Annotated in this window: 15 protein-coding genes; 11 read left to right on the top strand and 4 right to left on the bottom strand. The window is 71.0% G+C overall.

The window, feature by feature from the left end:
• Positions 1-4: 4 nt before the first annotated feature.
• The 4 genes from pgl to tkt form a co-directional block, all read right to left on the bottom strand.
• The gene (pgl, locus tag B7K22_RS09785; protein WP_084040074.1) at positions 5-727 is read right to left on the bottom strand and encodes a 6-phosphogluconolactonase; all 723 of its coding nucleotides are present in this window, start codon (positions 725-727) and stop codon (positions 5-7) included.
• Positions 727-1,650, bottom strand: a complete 924-nt coding sequence (locus B7K22_RS09780; protein ID WP_084040073.1) for a glucose-6-phosphate dehydrogenase assembly protein OpcA — start codon at positions 1,648-1,650, stop codon at positions 727-729. Before B7K22_RS09780 ends, pgl begins: the two co-directional genes overlap by 1 nt.
• Positions 1,647-3,095: a glucose-6-phosphate dehydrogenase gene (gene zwf, locus B7K22_RS09775; protein ID WP_234983481.1), complete on the bottom strand. Its 1,449-nt coding sequence runs from the start codon at positions 3,093-3,095 to the stop codon at positions 1,647-1,649. The genes B7K22_RS09780 and zwf overlap by 4 nt, the downstream gene beginning before the upstream one ends.
• A 124-nt stretch (positions 3,096-3,219) precedes the next feature.
• Positions 3,220-5,292 (bottom strand): transketolase, encoded by a 2,073-nt coding sequence (gene tkt / locus B7K22_RS09770; RefSeq protein WP_144276387.1) that lies wholly within the window; start codon positions 5,290-5,292, stop codon positions 3,220-3,222.
• A 194-nt stretch (positions 5,293-5,486) separates the two neighbouring features.
• Here tkt and B7K22_RS09765 point away from each other — a divergent pair, with 194 nt between their 5' ends.
• From B7K22_RS09765 to der, 11 genes are read left to right on the top strand one after another with little or no spacing between them, the layout of a single operon-like run.
• The gene (locus B7K22_RS09765; protein WP_084040071.1) at positions 5,487-6,452 is read left to right on the top strand and encodes a heme o synthase; all 966 of its coding nucleotides are present in this window, start codon (positions 5,487-5,489) and stop codon (positions 6,450-6,452) included.
• Between the two features lies 1 nt (position 6,453).
• Positions 6,454-7,368, top strand: a complete 915-nt coding sequence (locus B7K22_RS09760; protein ID WP_084040070.1) for a site-specific tyrosine recombinase XerD — start codon at positions 6,454-6,456, stop codon at positions 7,366-7,368.
• Positions 7,365-8,216: a ParA family protein gene (locus B7K22_RS09755; protein WP_234983480.1), complete on the top strand. Its 852-nt coding sequence runs from the start codon at positions 7,365-7,367 to the stop codon at positions 8,214-8,216. Before B7K22_RS09760 ends, B7K22_RS09755 begins: the two co-directional genes overlap by 4 nt.
• Before the next feature lie 5 nt (positions 8,217-8,221).
• Entirely contained in the window at positions 8,222-9,088 is an 867-nt protein-coding gene (locus B7K22_RS09750; RefSeq protein WP_234983452.1) for a ScpA family protein, read from the top strand.
• Positions 9,081-9,626, top strand: a complete 546-nt coding sequence (gene scpB, locus B7K22_RS09745; RefSeq protein WP_084040478.1) for an SMC-Scp complex subunit ScpB — start codon at positions 9,081-9,083, stop codon at positions 9,624-9,626. The genes B7K22_RS09750 and scpB overlap by 8 nt, the downstream gene beginning before the upstream one ends.
• Positions 9,626-10,375, top strand: coding sequence for a pseudouridine synthase (locus B7K22_RS09740; RefSeq protein WP_084040067.1), 750 nt, complete (start codon positions 9,626-9,628; stop codon positions 10,373-10,375). The genes scpB and B7K22_RS09740 overlap by 1 nt, the downstream gene beginning before the upstream one ends.
• 29 nt (positions 10,376-10,404) lie before the next feature.
• A complete protein-coding gene (gene aroH, locus B7K22_RS09735) occupies positions 10,405-10,767 on the top strand; it encodes a chorismate mutase (protein WP_084040066.1) in 363 nt (120 codons plus the stop codon).
• The gene (locus B7K22_RS09730) at positions 10,764-11,834 is read left to right on the top strand and encodes a prephenate dehydrogenase (protein ID WP_084040065.1); all 1,071 of its coding nucleotides are present in this window, start codon (positions 10,764-10,766) and stop codon (positions 11,832-11,834) included. The genes aroH and B7K22_RS09730 overlap by 4 nt, the downstream gene beginning before the upstream one ends.
• Positions 11,831-12,508, top strand: a complete 678-nt coding sequence (gene cmk / locus B7K22_RS09725) for a (d)CMP kinase (protein WP_084040064.1) — start codon at positions 11,831-11,833, stop codon at positions 12,506-12,508. The genes B7K22_RS09730 and cmk overlap by 4 nt, the downstream gene beginning before the upstream one ends.
• A complete protein-coding gene (locus B7K22_RS09720; RefSeq protein WP_084040063.1) occupies positions 12,505-13,218 on the top strand; it encodes a 1-acyl-sn-glycerol-3-phosphate acyltransferase in 714 nt (237 codons plus the stop codon). The genes cmk and B7K22_RS09720 overlap by 4 nt, the downstream gene beginning before the upstream one ends.
• Positions 13,215-14,717: a ribosome biogenesis GTPase Der gene (der, locus tag B7K22_RS09715; protein WP_084040062.1), complete on the top strand. Its 1,503-nt coding sequence runs from the start codon at positions 13,215-13,217 to the stop codon at positions 14,715-14,717. The genes B7K22_RS09720 and der overlap by 4 nt, the downstream gene beginning before the upstream one ends.
• Positions 14,718-14,725: the final 8 nt, after the last annotated feature.

Below are 14,725 nucleotides of genomic sequence, written 5' to 3'. Positions count from 1 at the left end.
GTCGTCAGATGCGCGTCGCGGCCGCGGCGTCGATCAGCCACAGCGTTCGCTCGAGGCCGCTGACCGCAGCGCCGGGGAGCTCGAGGTCGTGCCTCAGGCAGCGCGCCACGACCTCGGCCTTGGGCTCGCCCGCCGCGACCACCCAGACCTCGCGAGCGCGATTGATCGCTGCCAGCGACAGCGAGACGCGCGTGGGCGGCGGCTTGGGGGAGTCGTGGACCGCGAGGGCCGATGCGTCGGCAGGGCCGGACTCGACGTAGACCTGGTGGCCGGGGAAGAGGCTCGCGACGTGCCCGTCGGGGCCGAGGCCGAGCATCAGCACGTCCCATGCGGGCGCGCCGGCGGCGTCGATCTCCGCGGCGTACGCCCCGGCGGCGTCCTCGGCGGATGCGTAGGCGTCGGACGCGCCCATGCGGTGGATGTTCTGCTCGGGCAGCGGCAGGCCCGCGAGCAGGGCCTCCTGAGCCTGCCCCTCGTTGCGCTCCGCGTCACCGGCGGGGACGAACCGCTCGTCGCCCCACCACACGTGCACGGACGTCCAGTCGATGGCGCGCGCCAGGGGAGAGGCCGCCGCGGCTGCGAGCGTCGAGATGCCGACGGTTCCTCCCGTGAGCACCACATCGGCTCGCTCGCGGTGGGCGAGGACATCGCCGATGCGCACGAGCAGCCGCGCTGCCGTGGCGTCCGCGAGCGACTCGGCATCGCCGTAGACGATCACCTCGGGCATCAGGTCACCTCTCCATTGCGCGACGCCGCGTAGCGGGCCAGCGCCTCGCCATAGACCGGATCGTCGTCCAGTCGGCGCAGCTCCTCCGCGAGGCAGTCGCCGAGCGTGCGGGGCGGCAGCGCGATGGTGTGGTCGGGCTGGTGGGGCTGGGTGAGGGTCGCGTTGGTGCCGTCAGGACGGAAGATGCCGATCTCGCCCGAAGGTGTCTCGAGGGTGATCGACTGCAGGCCGGTCACCGTGTCGTCGTAGGAGTCCTCGATCTCGCAGCCGAGCGTGTTCTGCAGCCACGCGCCGAGGAGCAGGATCGACGGGCTGCCGGTGTCGCCGTGGAGGCGCGCGCGCGTGACGCGTCTGTCCTCGACCTGCTCGAGCGCCGCCGCGAGCAGGGCGCGCCAGCGGGTGACCCGCGTCCACGCGAGATCCGTGTCGCCGGGTGCGTAGTCGGCCGCCAGGCGCGCGAGCACCTCTCCCGGCTCGGCCTCGCCCTTCGAGTCGACGATCCTGCGCACGGCCATGGTCCCGATCCCCGTGCCGGCGGCGTTCGTGGGGACCACCGCCGGCCACCACGCCACGATCGGTGCATCGGGCAGCAGCAGCGGCGTCACCAGGGTGTCCGAGTGCGCGGTCTGAGCGCCCGAGGGCCGCAGCACCACCACCTCGGAGGCGCCCGCGTCACCGCCCACGCGCAGCTCGGCGTCGAGGCAGTCGTCGCCCTGCTCCACAGGGGAGATGACGATGATGCGGCAGGGGTGCTCGCGAGACGCGACATTGGCGGTCTCGATCGCGTCCTCGGGGTCGGCGTCGGTCGCGTCGATCACGAGCGTCATGACGCGGCTGAGCGACAGCACGCCGCCCTCCTTGCGCGCGTTGACGAGGGCCTTGTTGATCTCGGAGACGGTGGTCTTGGGCAGCGTGATGATCATGGGCGCCTCCAGACGCGGCCATCCTTGGCGAGCATGGCGTCGGCCGATGGCGGCCCCCAGGTGCCCGAGCGGTACGCCTCCGGCTGGCCCTGCTCGGCCCAGTGAGCGGTGATCGGGTCGAGCAGCTTCCACGACAGCGCGACCTCCTCGTGCCGCGGGAACAGCGGCGGGTCGCCCAGCAGGACGTCGAGGATCAGCCGTTCGTACGCCTCCGGCGACGACTCCGTGAAGGCGTTGCCGTACGCGAAGTCCATGGTGACATCGCGGACCTCCATGCCCGTGCCAGGCACCTTCGAGCCGAACTTGAGCGTCACACCCTCGTCGGGCTGCACGCGGATCACGAGCGCGTTGTTGCCCACCTCGACGCCGTCGATCTGCTGGAAGTAGGGGCTGGGGGCCTTCTTGAACACGAGCGCGATCTCGGTGACGCGCCGGCCCAGGCGCTTGCCGGCGCGCAGATAGAACGGCGTGCCGGCCCACCGTCGGTTGGGCACGTCGAGGCGGATCGCCGCATAGGTCTCGGTGATCGAGTCGGGGTCGATGCCGTCCTCGTCGAGGAAGCCGCCCACCTGCTCGCCGCCCCGCCACCCTGCCGCGTACTGACCGCGCGCGGTGTTCGCGTCGAGGTCGGCCGGGAGCTTGGCCGCGCGCAGCACCTTCTCCTTCTCGTCGCGCAGGTCGTCGGCGTCGAACGTCGCCGGCTCCTCCATCGCCGTGAGCGCGAAGAGCTGCAGGAGGTGGTTCTGGATGACGTCGCGCGCCTGACCGATGCCGTCGTAGTAGCCGGCGCGCGAGCCGATGCCGATGTCCTCGGCCATCGTGATCTGCACGTGGTCGACGTACTGGCTGTTCCAGATGGGCTCGAACAGCTGGTTCGCGAACCTCAGCGCGAGCAGGTTCTGAACCGTCTCCTTGCCGAGGTAGTGGTCGATGCGGAACACCGAGTCCGAGGGAAACACCTCCGACACCACGTCATCGAGGGCGTTCGCGGACTCGAGGTCGTGGCCGAACGGCTTCTCGATCACCACGCGCCGCCAGGCGCCGTCCTTCTGATCGGACAGACCCGAGTCGCGCAGCTGCGTCAGCACCTGGGGGAAGGACGACGGCGGAATCGAGAGGTAGAACGCGTGATTGCCACCGGTGCCGCGGCGCTCGTCGAGCTCCTCGACGGTCTCGCGCAGGCGCTGGAAGGCATCGGCGTCGTCGAAGGTTCCCTGGACGAAGCGGATCCCCTCCGCGAGCTGCTTCCACGTCTCCTCGCGGAACGGCGTGCGCGCGTGCTTCTTGACCGACTCGTAGACGACCTGCTCGAAGTCCTCGCGGTCCCAGTCGCGCCGAGCGAACCCCGTGAGCGCGAAGGCGGGCGGGAGCAGTCCGCGGTTCGCGAGGTCGTAGACGGCTGGCATGAGCTTCTTGCGAGCGAGGTCGCCGGTCACGCCGAACATCACGAGTCCGCAGGATCCGGCGATGCGGGGAAGCCGGCGATCCCGGGGATCGCGCAACGGGTTGTTCACTGCTGGGGCCCTCCGGGGGGTGCGGGCGGGGCGAGCGCGGCTCGCCCCGCCGATGTCACTGGGCTGCGGCGATCGACTCGCGGGCGTGCGCGGCCACGTTGTCCGCCGTGAAGCCGAACTTCTCGAACAGCAGGTCAGCATCGGCCGATGCACCGTAGTGCTCGATCGACACGATCCGCCCAGCGTCGCCGGCGAGGTCGTGCCAGCACTGCGCGATGCCGGCCTCGACCACGACGCGGGCGGTGACCGACGAGGGGATGACGGACTCGCGATAGGCCTCGTCCTGCTCGTCGAACCACTCGCGACACGGCATGGAGACCACGCGCGCCTGAATGCCGTCCGCGGCGAGCTGCTCGCGCGCTCCCATGGCGTGCTGCACCTCGGAGCCCGTGCCGATGAGGATCACGTCAGGGGTGCCGTCCGCGTCAGCCAGGACGTAGGCGCCCTTGAGGACGCCCTCCGCCGAGCCGAGCTCTGCGCGCTCGAAGGTGGGCACGTTCTGACGCGTGAGGATCAGGCCGGCGGGGCCCTCGACTCGCTCCAGGATGCCGCGCCAGGCGTACGCGGTCTCGTTGGCGTCCGCCGGGCGCACCACGGCGAGCCCGGGGATGGCGCGCAGCGCCGCCAGGTGCTCGATGGGCTGGTGGGTGGGACCGTCCTCGCCCAGGCCGATGCTGTCATGCGTCCAGACGAAGATGCTGGGTGCCTCCATGAGCGCACCCAGACGCACCGCCGGCCTCATGTAGTCCGAGAACGTCAGGAAGGTGCCGCCGTACGCCCGGGTGGGGCCGTGCAGCGCGATGCCGTTGAGGATCGCGCCCATGGCGTGCTCGCGGATGCCGAAGTGCAGCGTGCGGCCGTAGATGTTGCCGGAGAACTTCTCCGTCGAGCGGCGCTCGGGAAGGAAGGAGGGCTCGCCGTCCATCGTGGTGTTGTTGGACCCGGCGAGGTCGGCCGAGCCGCCCCACAGCTCCGGGAGGACCGGCGCGAGAGCGCTGAGCACCTTGCCCGATGCTGCGCGAGTCGCGACGGAGCCGCCCTCCTCGAACGTGGGCAGCGCGTCCGTCCAGCCCTCGGGCAGCTTCTCCGACTGGAACCGCGCCAGGAGCTCGGCGCGCTCGGGGTTCTCCGCCTCCCAGCGGGCGAGGTCGGCGTTCCAATCCGAGTGCGCGGTCTGGCCGCGGTCGCGCACCTTCAGCATGTGCTCCATGATCTCCGGCTCCACGGCGAAGGTCGCGTCAGGGTCGAAGCCCAGCACCTCCTTGAGGCCGCGCACCTCCTCCGTGCCCAGCTTGGAGCCGTGGATGCCGCCCGTGTCCTGCTTGGTGGGCGACGGCCAGCCGATGATCGTGCTGAGCGCGATGAACGAGGGTCGGGAGGTGTCAGCCTTGGCTGCCTCGAGCGCGTCGTGCAGCGCGTCGATGTCCTCGTGGTACTCCTGGCCCTCCTTCTTCCACTCGACGTGGTGGGTGTCCCAGCCATACGCGGCGTAGCGCGCGATGACGTCCTCGGTGAACGCGACGTCGGTGTCGTCCTCGATCGAGATGTTGTTGTCGTCCCAGATCACGATGAGGCTGCCGAGCTCCTGCGTGCCGGCGAGCGAGGACGCCTCCGCTGACACTCCCTCCTGGAGGTCGCCGTCGGAGGCGATCACGAAGATGTGGTGGTCGAAGGGGCTCTCGCCGGGTGCGGCGTCAGGATCGAGGAGGCCCCGCTCGCGGCGGGCGGCCATGGCCATGCCCACGGCCGTCGCGAGCCCCTGCCCCAGGGGACCGGTCGTGGTCTCGACTCCGTCGGTGTGGTGGTACTCGGGGTGGCCCGGAGTGCGCGAGCCCCACGTGCGCAGCGCCTTGATGTCATCGATGTTCACGTCGTAGCCAGACGCGAACAGCTGCAGGTACTGCGTGAGTGACGAGTGACCGGCCGACAGCACGAAGCGGTCGCGGCCCAGCCAGCGCGAGTCCGACGGGTCGTGGCGCATCACATTCTGGTACAGCAGGTACGCGGCGGGTGCGAGCGAGATCGCCGTTCCCGGGTGGCCGTTGCCCACCTTCTCGACGGCGTCGGCGGCGAGCACGCGAAGGGTGTCGATGGCGCGGCGATCCGCGTCACTCCAGTTGACGGTCACAGAATTCTCCCAAGGACTCGTGTGGTGATTCCTCGCCAGCCTAGCGGCACCCGAGGAGGGGACGACACCTCGGCGGGCATCTCACGGCCGCCCGCGAGCGGGAGTGAAGCAGCGGACACGTCATGTTCATCGCGCGTGCCGCCATCGCGCCGCGCGTCGCGTCGAGGACCCGGCGTCACCGGTAGGATGGAGCCATGTCCCAGACCCTCCCTGCGCGCGAGGACGTGGCCGCTCCGGAGGTTCCCCGCTGGCTCAAGGCGACACGGTCCGTGAAGGCGTACGTCGCGCTGACCAAGCCGCGGATCATCGAGCTGCTGCTCGTGACGACCATTCCGACCATGGTCCTGGCCGCCGACGGGTGGCCGTCATGGTCGCTGCTGCTCGCGACGCTCGTGGGTGGCGCGCTGTCCGCCGGCAGCGCGAACGCGTTCAACATGTACATCGACCGCGACATCGACGCGGTCATGAAGCGCACGAGCAACCGGCCGCTGGTCACCGGCGCCGTGAGCGAGCGGGGCGCGCTCACCTTCGCGTGGACCCTCGGGATCGTGTCCACCGCCTGGTTCTGGTGGGTGGTCGACTCTCCGCTCGCGGCCACGCTCTCGGTCGCCGCGATCCTGGGCTACGTGGTGGGCTACACGCTGATCCTCAAGCGCCGCACCTCGCAGAACATCGTGTGGGGCGGCGCCGCGGGCTGCATGCCGGTGCTGATCGGCTGGGCGGCTGTCACCCAGTCCCTGTCGTGGACACCGGTGCTGCTGTTCCTCATCATCTTCCTGTGGACGCCGCCGCACTACTGGCCGCTGTCGATGCGTTTCAAGCGCGACTACGCGCACGCCGAGGTGCCGATGCTGCCCGTCGTGGCGTCGAGCCGCAAGGTGGCGCTCGAGATGGTGCTGTACGCCGTCGGCATGGTGTTCGTCACGGTGCTGCTCGCCCCGGTGGCGGGCATGACGTGGGTCTACGCGGCGGTCGCGACGGCTGCCGGCGCGTGGTTCGTCGCCGGATGCTTCCGCCTGTATCGGCGCTCGCAGCGAGGCGAGGACAAGCTGCGGGAGATGCGCCTGTTCCGCGACTCGATCACGTACCTCACGGTCGTCTTCGCCGCCATCCTGGTCGACCCCTTCCTGCCGGACGCGCTCTCCGTCGTCGCCTCCTGACATGCTCGCCCACGAGCGGGACGCCTACCTCGCCCATGTCACGGTGGAGAAGGGGCTCAGCTCGAACACGGTGGCCGCCTATCGACGTGACCTGAGCCGCTACGCGGCGTTCCTCTCCACGCGCGGCCGCGAGCGCCTGGCGGACGTGACGCGCGGCGATGTCTCCGACTTCTCCCAGGCCATCGGCACCGGGGGCGACGGAGGTCGCCCCCTCGCCCCCGCATCGGCGTCGCGAACCGTCGTCGCGGTGCGGGGCTGGCACCGCTTCGCCGTGGCGGAGGGCTGGACCGCGCATGACGTCTCCCTCGAGGTCAAGCCACGCGCGATCCCCAAGCGGCTGCCGAAGGCGATCTCGACGGATGACGTCGCCCGCATCCTCGCGGAGGCGAGTCGCGAGGGCGAGGCGGGCCTGCGCGATCGCGCGCTGCTCGAGCTCGTGTACGCCTCGGGGGCGCGCATCTCGGAGGCGACCGGGCTCGACGTCGACGATGTCACGCTGGTGCCCGGCGAGTCAGCGGTGCTGCTGCGCGGCAAGGGTCGCAAGGAACGGGTGGTGCCCATCGGGGGGTACGCAGCCGATGCCCTCGACGCCTACCTGGTGAGGGCTCGCGCGGCGCTCGCCCAGGGAGGCCGAGGCACCCCGGCGCTGTTCCTCAACACCAGGGGGACGCGCCTGTCCCGCCAGAGCGCATGGGCGATCCTCAAGGCCGCGGCGGAGCGCGCGCAGGTCCCCGACGTGTCGCCGCACACGCTGCGGCACTCGTTCGCCACGCACCTGCTGGCCGGCGGGGCCGACGTACGCGTCGTGCAGGAGCTGCTCGGGCACGCCTCGGTCACGACCACGCAGATCTACACCGCCGTGACGCAGGATGCGCTGCGCGAGGTGTACGTCGCGGCGCATCCGCGCGCCCGCTGAGCGTCGCCCCTGGGTCGCGGTACTGTGAGCGCGTGAGTGATTTCCCCGTCCCGTCGCCTCTGAACGGTCACGGCCCCGCCCGCGTGGTCGCGCTGTGCAACCAGAAAGGCGGGGTGGGCAAGACCACCACCACGGTGAACGTCGCGGCGGCTCTCGCCGAGTACGGACGGCGCGTGCTGGTGGTCGACTTCGACCCCCAGGGCGCCGCTTCGGCGGGTCTCGGCGTGAACGCCAACGAGCTCGACACCACCATCTACGACCTGCTGATGCGGGGTGGCGTGAGGGCGCAGGACGTGATCCTCGAGACCGGGGTTCCGGGGCTCGACCTGATCCCGGCGAACATCGACCTGTCGGCAGCCGAGGTGCAGCTGGTGGGCGAGGTCGCCCGCGAGTCCACCCTCGCGCGTGGCCTGCGCGCCGTCACCGACGACTACGACGTGATCCTCATCGACTGTCAGCCGTCGCTCGGCCTGCTGACGGTCAACGCGCTGGTCGCCGCTCACGGCGTGGTGATCCCGCTCGCATGCGAGTACTTCGCCATGCGCGGCGTGGCCCTCCTGGTGGAGACCATCGACAAGGTCCAGGACCGTCTCAATCCGCGCCTCACGATCGACGCGATCATCCCCACCATGTATGACGGCCGCACGCTTCACGCGCAGGAGGTCGTGGAGCGGGTCCAGCAGAAGTTCGGCGACCGGGTGACCGAGACGATGATCCACCGCACCGTGAAGTTCCCCGACGCCACGGTGGCCGCCGAGCCCATCACGACGTTCGCGCCCAAGCACGCCGGCGCCGAGGCGTACCGCTCGCTCGCGCGAGAGCTCGTGGCGCGCGGCGTCGCCGCCTGAGTGACGTGAGCGCCGCCTCCGAGGCCTCCGCGACCGAGACCGCAGTCGAGGCCAAGCGGGCGTTCGAGGTCCACCTCGACAACTTCGAGGGACCGTTCGACCTGCTGCTGTCGCTGATCTCGAAGCACGAGATGGAGATCACCGAGGTCGCTCTCGCCCGCGTGACCGACGAGTTCCTCGCGACCATCGCCCGCCACGAGAGCGACTGGGACCTCTCCCAGGCAAGCGAGTTCCTCGTGGTCGCCGCCACCCTGCTGGACCTCAAGGCCGCGCGGCTGCTGCCGCAGGGGGCGGTCGAGGACGCCGAGGATCTCGAGCTGCTCGAGGCGCGCGACCTGCTGTTCGCCCGCCTGCTCCAGTACCGGGCGTTCAAGCAGGTGGCCGCCACCTTCGAGCAGATGCTCGACGCGCCGCGCCGCGTGCCGCGCGATGTGCCCCTCGAGGCGCACTTCGCGATGCTGCTGCCCGAGCTCGTGTGGTCGGTGACGCCCGAGCAGCTCGCGCGCCTGGCGGCCCACGCGCTGCAGCCCAAGGCGATGGACACCGGCGTGAGCATCGCCCACCTCCATGCGCCTGCCGTCAGCGTCAGGGAGCAGGCCATGGTGGTGTCGTCGCGCCTGCAGCGCGACCGGGTGGTGACGTTCCGGTCGCTCATCGCCGACGCCGACCACGTCAACGTGGTCGTCGCGAGGTTCCTGGCCCTGCTTGAATTGTTCAAGGAGGCGGTGGTCGCATTCGACCAGATGCGCTCGCTCGGAGAGCTCACGATCCGGTGGACAGGCGGCGAGGACGCGGAGGTCGAGGTGTCGGCGGAGTTCGACGAGGGAGCGGCGCCCGCCGAGGGCTCGCAGGAGAGCGATGGAGATGACTGAGGTGCACACCAGGGGAGCGATCGAGGCGATCCTGATGGTGGTCGACGAGCCCGTCGCGGCGGCGGACATCGCCGCGGCGCTCGATGCGACCGTCGAGACCGTCACCGACGCGCTCGTGGCGCTGCGCGACGAGTACGCGGACCCTGACGCGCCGCGCGGCTTCGAGCTGCGCGAGGTCGACGGCAGGTGGCGCGTCTACTCCTCGCGCCTGTACGCCGATGCGGTGGGCGCGTTCGTGGTCGAGGGTCAGTCGGCACGGCTGTCGCAGGCGGCGCTCGAGACCCTCGCGGTGGTCGCCTACCGCCAGCCGGTGACCCGTGGTCAGGTCTCCCAGGTCCGAGGCGTCAACGTCGACTCCGTGATGAAGACCCTGAGCGCGCGCGGGCTCGTCACCGAGGTGGGCGAGGTCGGCGGCGCGCTCCAGTACGGCACGACCACCGAGTTCCTCGAGCGCATGGGGCTGGCGTCCCTCGACGACCTCCCCGAGCTCGCGCCCTACCTGCCCGACCTGGCCGACGTGGACGGGGAGGGACGCTGATGGGCGATCTCGAGGTCCACCGCCCCGAGGGCGTGCGCCTGCAGAAGGTGCTCGCCGCGGCTGGCGTCGGCTCGCGGCGCAAGTGCGAGGTTCTCATCGAGCGCGGCCTCGTCAAGGTCGATGGCGAGGTCGTCAGCCAGCTGGGCGTCCGCGTGAATCCTGACGAGGTGCGGATCGAGGTCAAGGGCAAGCGCATCGTCGTGGACGATCACACCGTGACCGTGGTTCTCAACAAGCCCAAGGGCGTGGTGTCGACCATGTCCGATCCTCAGGGCCGTCCCGCCCTGGACCAGTTCGTCGACGACTATGCGGAGCGGCTGTTCCACGTGGGCAGGCTCGACGCCGAGACCACCGGGGTGCTGCTGCTGACCAACGACGGCGAGCTCGCGAACCGGCTGGCTCACCCCACGCACGGCGTGCCCAAGGTGTACGTCGCCAAGGTGGAGGGAGAGGTGGCGAAGTCGCTGTGCACCACGCTGCGCGCGGGCGTCGACCTCGAGGATGGCCCGGTGCGCGTGACCGACTGCGCTGTCCTGGACGTCTCGAAGGGCCATTCGCTGGTGCGCGTCGAGCTGCACGAGGGCCGCAACCGCATCGTCCGTCGCATGCTCGACAAGGTCGGGCACCCCGTGGTGGACCTCGTGCGCACGGACTTCGGCCCCATCGCCCTCGGCACGCTGATGCCGGGCGAGGTGCGCCGTCTGACCCGCGAGGAGGTCGGCGCGCTCATGGAGGCAGCGGGACTGTAGGCACGCGCTCCACCGATACGATGGTGCGCATGTCAGTCCGAGCCATCCGCGGTGCCGTCACGCTCGACGTCGACGAGACGCAGCACCTCCATCACCGGACGCAGGAGCTCGTCGAGGCCCTCATGGTCGCCAACGGACTGACGCCAGACGACGTGATCTCCGTGCTGTTCACCTGCACCCCTGACATCGTCAGCGACTTCCCCGCCGCGGCGGCCCGCGCGCTGGGCTTCGGCGCCGTGCCGCTGATGTGCGCCCAGGAGATGGCCGTGCCGGGCGCGCTGCCGCGCGTGGTGCGCGTGCTGATGCACGTCGAGACCGCGCGGCCGCGACCCGAGGTGACCCACGTGTACCTCCACGAGGCGGTCTCGCTCCGGCAAGACCTGGCGCAATGACCGCGGCACCCGTCTCTCGCACCCACATCATCGGTGCGGGCCTCATCGGCGCGAGCATCGGCATCGGCCTCACCTCGGAGGGCTGGGACGTCACCATCGAGGACGCCGACGCGGCGGCCCAGACGCTCGCCCACTCGATCGGTGCGGGAGGCGATCGTGGCCGCAGCGCCGATGCGCCGGCTCCCGAGCTCGTGATCGTCGCGGTGCCGCCGTCGGCGACGGCGGCGGCCGTCGCCGCCGCGCTCGACGCCTGGCCCCTCGCCGTGGTGACCGACGTGGCGAGCGTCAAGGCGCCGATCGCGGCCGCCGCGGACGCGACCGGTCACGGCGACCGCTACGTGGGCTCGCACCCCATGGCCGGTCGGGAGCTGTCGGGAGGGCTCGCGGCTCAGGGCGACCTGTTCAAGGCGCGCCCGTGGGTGATCTGCGCCAACGGCGCATCGCGCGAGGCCGTCGAGCGGGTGCGAGCGCTGGCGCACGCGTTGCAGTGCGACGTCGTCGAGATGGAGGCGCCTGCCCACGATGCCGCCGTCGCGCGGGTGTCCCACGCTCCTCAGGTCGCGGCGTCGGCCGTCGCGGCGGCGCTGGGGCCGTTGCGTGCAGACGACGTCGCGCTCGCCGGCCAGGGACTGCGCGACGTCACGCGCATCGCGCGCTCGGATCCGCGCATGTGGGCGGACATCGCGCGGCTCAACCGCTCGGCGCTCGTCGCGACCATCGATCACATCATCGCCGACCTCGAGGACATTCGTGACGCGGACGACGTGGGCGAGGCGGTCACGGACCTCATCGAGCGTGGCCGCCTCGAGGTGGCGCGGATCCCCGGAAAGCACGGCGGCGCGCAGCGCGAGTGGACGCCCGTGACGGTCATCGTCCCCGACATCGCCGGGCAGCTGCTGCGGCTGCTGTCCGACGTTGCCCTGGTGGGTGTCAACGTCGAGGACATCACCATCGAGCACTCGCCCCGCCAGCCGGTGGGACTGACCACTCTGCACGTGCTTCCGGCGCGCGCCCAGGAGCTCACCCGGGCGCTGTCCGACAACGGTTGGGAGATCGCCGCACCATGAGCGGAATCGTCATCGCCATCGATGGTCCGGCAGGCACGGGCAAGTCCACCGTGTCACGGGAGGTCGCGACGCGGCTGGGACTCGCGTACTTCGACACGGGCGCGACGTACCGGGTGGCGACTCTCGCGTGCCTGCGCGACGGCGTCGACCTGGCGCGCGCATCGGACGTCGCGGCCATGGTGGCCACCATGAACGTCGAGCTGATCCTCGACCCGCGTGCGCCCCGGGTGCTGCTGGACGGCGAGGACGTGTCAGCGCAGATCCGCACGGACACGGTTGCGCTGACGGTGTCGAAGGTCGCGACCAACCTCGAGGCCCGGCCCATTCTCCAGCAGCTGCAGCGCGAGGTCCTGCGACTCGAGACGGGCGGCGGGTTCTCTGACGGACGAGGGATCGTCGCCGAGGGGCGCGACATCACCACGGTCATCGCCCCCGAGGCCGAGGTCAGGGTGCTGATGACGGCCGACGACGAGGTTCGTGTGGCGCGCCGGGCGGGCGAGGGCGCGGACGTCGCGACGGTTCGCGAGGCCGTGCTCGGGCGCGACCGCAAGGACGCCACGGTCGTGAGCTTCCACGAGGCCGCGGACGGCGTCCACACGCTCGACACCACCGAGCTCACGATCGACGAGGCCGTGCGCGCGGTGATCTCCCTCGCTCACGAGGTGCAGCTGTGACACCATCCGAGCGCGCCGGATCGACCTCGGCGCCAAGCCGCTGGGGTCCGCGCTGGTCACGGTGGGTGGGCAGGTTCCTCGCGCGCGTGCTGTGGGCGACCGAGGTTCGCGGCCGAGACCGCGTGCCCGGCACCGGCCCCGGCATCGTGGTCGCGAATCACGTGGGCTTCATCGACGGGCCCGTGCTGCATGGGGTGATCCCGCGTGGCTCCCACTTCCTCATTGGCGATCACATGTTCCGCGGCGTGCTGGGTCCCATCCTGCGTGCCGCCGGCCAGATCGAGGTCGAGGGCGCCGGCCGCACCGCGCTGCAGCGCGGCCGCGAGGTGCTGAGACGGGGCGACGTCGTCGGCATGTTCCCGGAGGGCACGCGGGGGGCGGGGCGAGCCGATGCGGTGCACGGGGGAGCGGCGTGGCTCGCCCTCAACACTGGCGCACCGATCGTCCCGACCACCATGGTCGGCACGCGCCACAGCGGCGAGCCGGTGAGCGTGTGGCCCCCACCGCGACGGCGCATCGTCGTGGACTTCGGCGAACCCGTCACCCTCGAGCCGCCACAGGAGCTGCGCGGTCGCGCCCGCCAGGAGTGGGCCGCCCAAGCGGTCGCGGCGGCGCTGCGAGCGCAGGTCGACGCCACGCTCGCCACGACAGATCTCGAGCTCCCCGTGGATGATGGCGGGAGAGCCACCCAGGAGGAGAGCCGCGCATGAGCGACGATCAGGAGTACTTTGGCGTCGAAGGCGTCCCCGCGCCGCTCGAGGTGTCCTCGGACCCGGAGGAGAGCCTCGACGAGATTCGCGAGGCGGCGCTGCGCGCCGGGCTCGAGGAGTACGACCTCACGCCTGAGGACCTCGCGGCGCTCGCCGGGGAGGAGCCGATCGAGACCGAGCGCGCGCTTCCTACGCTCGCCGTGGTCGGACGGCCCAACGTCGGCAAGTCCACGCTGGTCAACCGCATCATCGGCAAGCGCCTCGCGGTGGTCGAGGACACGCCGGGGGTGACGCGCGACCGGGTGTCCTATCCCGCCGAGTGGGCGGGCACCGACTTCATGCTCATGGACACCGGCGGGTGGGAGGCCAAGGTCCAGGGCCTGGACCTGTCCGTCGCGCAGCAGGCTGAGATCGCGATCGACATGGCCGACGCCATCCTGTTCGTGGTCGACGCGACGGTGGGGGCGACCGCCTCCGACGAGAAGGTCGTCAAGCTCCTTCGCCGTTCGGGCAAGCCGGTCGTCCTCGCGGCCAACAAGGTGGACGGTCCGCAGGGCGAGCTCGAGGCCGCCGCGCTGTGGAACCTCGGGCTCGGCGAGCCCTATCCCGTGAGCGCGCTGCACGGTCGCGGGACGGGCGACCTGCTGGACGCCGCCGTCGCGATCCTGCCGACGGAGCTGCCCGAGGTCGAGATCGACCCCGATGCACCGCGGCGCATCGCCCTCGTGGGCCGCCCCAACGTGGGCAAGAGCTCGCTGCTCAATCAGCTGGCGGGCGAGAGGCGGGTGGTGGTCGACGAGACCGCCGGCACCACGCGCGACCCCGTCGACGAGAAGGTGGAGATCGCGGGACGGTCGTGGACGCTGGTCGACACGGCAGGCATCCGACGCCGCGTCCACATGACCAAGGGCGCGGACTTCTACGCGTCCCTGCGCACCGGAGCGGCGATCGAGCGCGCCGAGGTCGCGCTCGTGCTGCTCGACGCCTCCGGGCCCCTCACCGACCAGGACACTCGAGTGATCTCGCAGGTCGTCGAGGCCGGCCGCGCGCTCGTTCTCGTGTTCAACAAGTGGGACCTGGTGGGCGAGGACGAGCGCTTCCTGCTCGAGCGGTCGATCGACAAGGATCTGGTGCAGCTCCCGTGGGCGCCACGCGTGAACCTCTCAGCACGCACCGGCTGGCACACCAACCGCCTGGTGCCAGCCATCGACCTCGCGCTCGGCAGCTGGGATCAGCGCATCTCCACGGGACGCCTCAACTCGTTCCTGGGAGAGCTGGTCGCGGAGCACCCCCATCCGGTGCGATCGGGCAGGCAGCCCAAGATCCTGTTCGCGACGCAGGCGTCCACGCGGCCGCCCCGGTTCGTGATCTTCGCGAGCGGGTTCCTCGACCCGACCTACCGGCGCTTCATCGAGCGCAGGCTCCGGGAGAGCTTCGGGTTCGAGGGCACGCCCATCCAGATCTCGGTGCGCGTGCGCGAGAAGCGCAAGCGCCGCTGACCCAGGGC

It is taken from the genome of Demequina sp. NBRC 110053, from assembly GCF_002090095.1.
In the GTDB taxonomy this organism is placed as follows: domain Bacteria; phylum Actinomycetota; class Actinomycetes; order Actinomycetales; family Demequinaceae; genus Demequina.
Note: the sequence above shows the minus strand (reverse complement) of the source record. Positions and strands in the feature narration are given on the sequence as shown.

Excerpts from the sequence above, each read along its gene's own strand:
- B7K22_RS09760 (WP_084040070.1), top strand. The coding sequence starts at position 6,454 with ATGCTCGCCCACGAGCGGGACGCCTACCTCGCCCATGTCACGGTGGAG.
- cmk (WP_084040064.1), top strand. The coding sequence starts at position 11,831 with ATGAGCGGAATCGTCATCGCCATCGATGGTCCGGCAGGCACGGGCAAG.
- pgl (WP_084040074.1), bottom strand. The coding sequence starts at position 727 with ATGCCCGAGGTGATCGTCTACGGCGATGCCGAGTCGCTCGCGGACGCC.
- zwf (WP_234983481.1), bottom strand. The coding sequence starts at position 3,095 with ATGTTCGGCGTGACCGGCGACCTCGCTCGCAAGAAGCTCATGCCAGCC.
- B7K22_RS09765 (WP_084040071.1), top strand. The coding sequence starts at position 5,487 with ATGTCCCAGACCCTCCCTGCGCGCGAGGACGTGGCCGCTCCGGAGGTT.
- aroH (WP_084040066.1), top strand. The coding sequence starts at position 10,405 with ATGTCAGTCCGAGCCATCCGCGGTGCCGTCACGCTCGACGTCGACGAG.
- scpB (WP_084040478.1), top strand. The coding sequence starts at position 9,081 with ATGACTGAGGTGCACACCAGGGGAGCGATCGAGGCGATCCTGATGGTG.
- B7K22_RS09780 (WP_084040073.1), bottom strand. The coding sequence starts at position 1,650 with ATGATCATCACGCTGCCCAAGACCACCGTCTCCGAGATCAACAAGGCC.
- der (WP_084040062.1), top strand. The coding sequence starts at position 13,215 with ATGAGCGACGATCAGGAGTACTTTGGCGTCGAAGGCGTCCCCGCGCCG.
- B7K22_RS09740 (WP_084040067.1), top strand. The coding sequence starts at position 9,626 with ATGGGCGATCTCGAGGTCCACCGCCCCGAGGGCGTGCGCCTGCAGAAG.
- B7K22_RS09730 (WP_084040065.1), top strand. The coding sequence starts at position 10,764 with ATGACCGCGGCACCCGTCTCTCGCACCCACATCATCGGTGCGGGCCTC.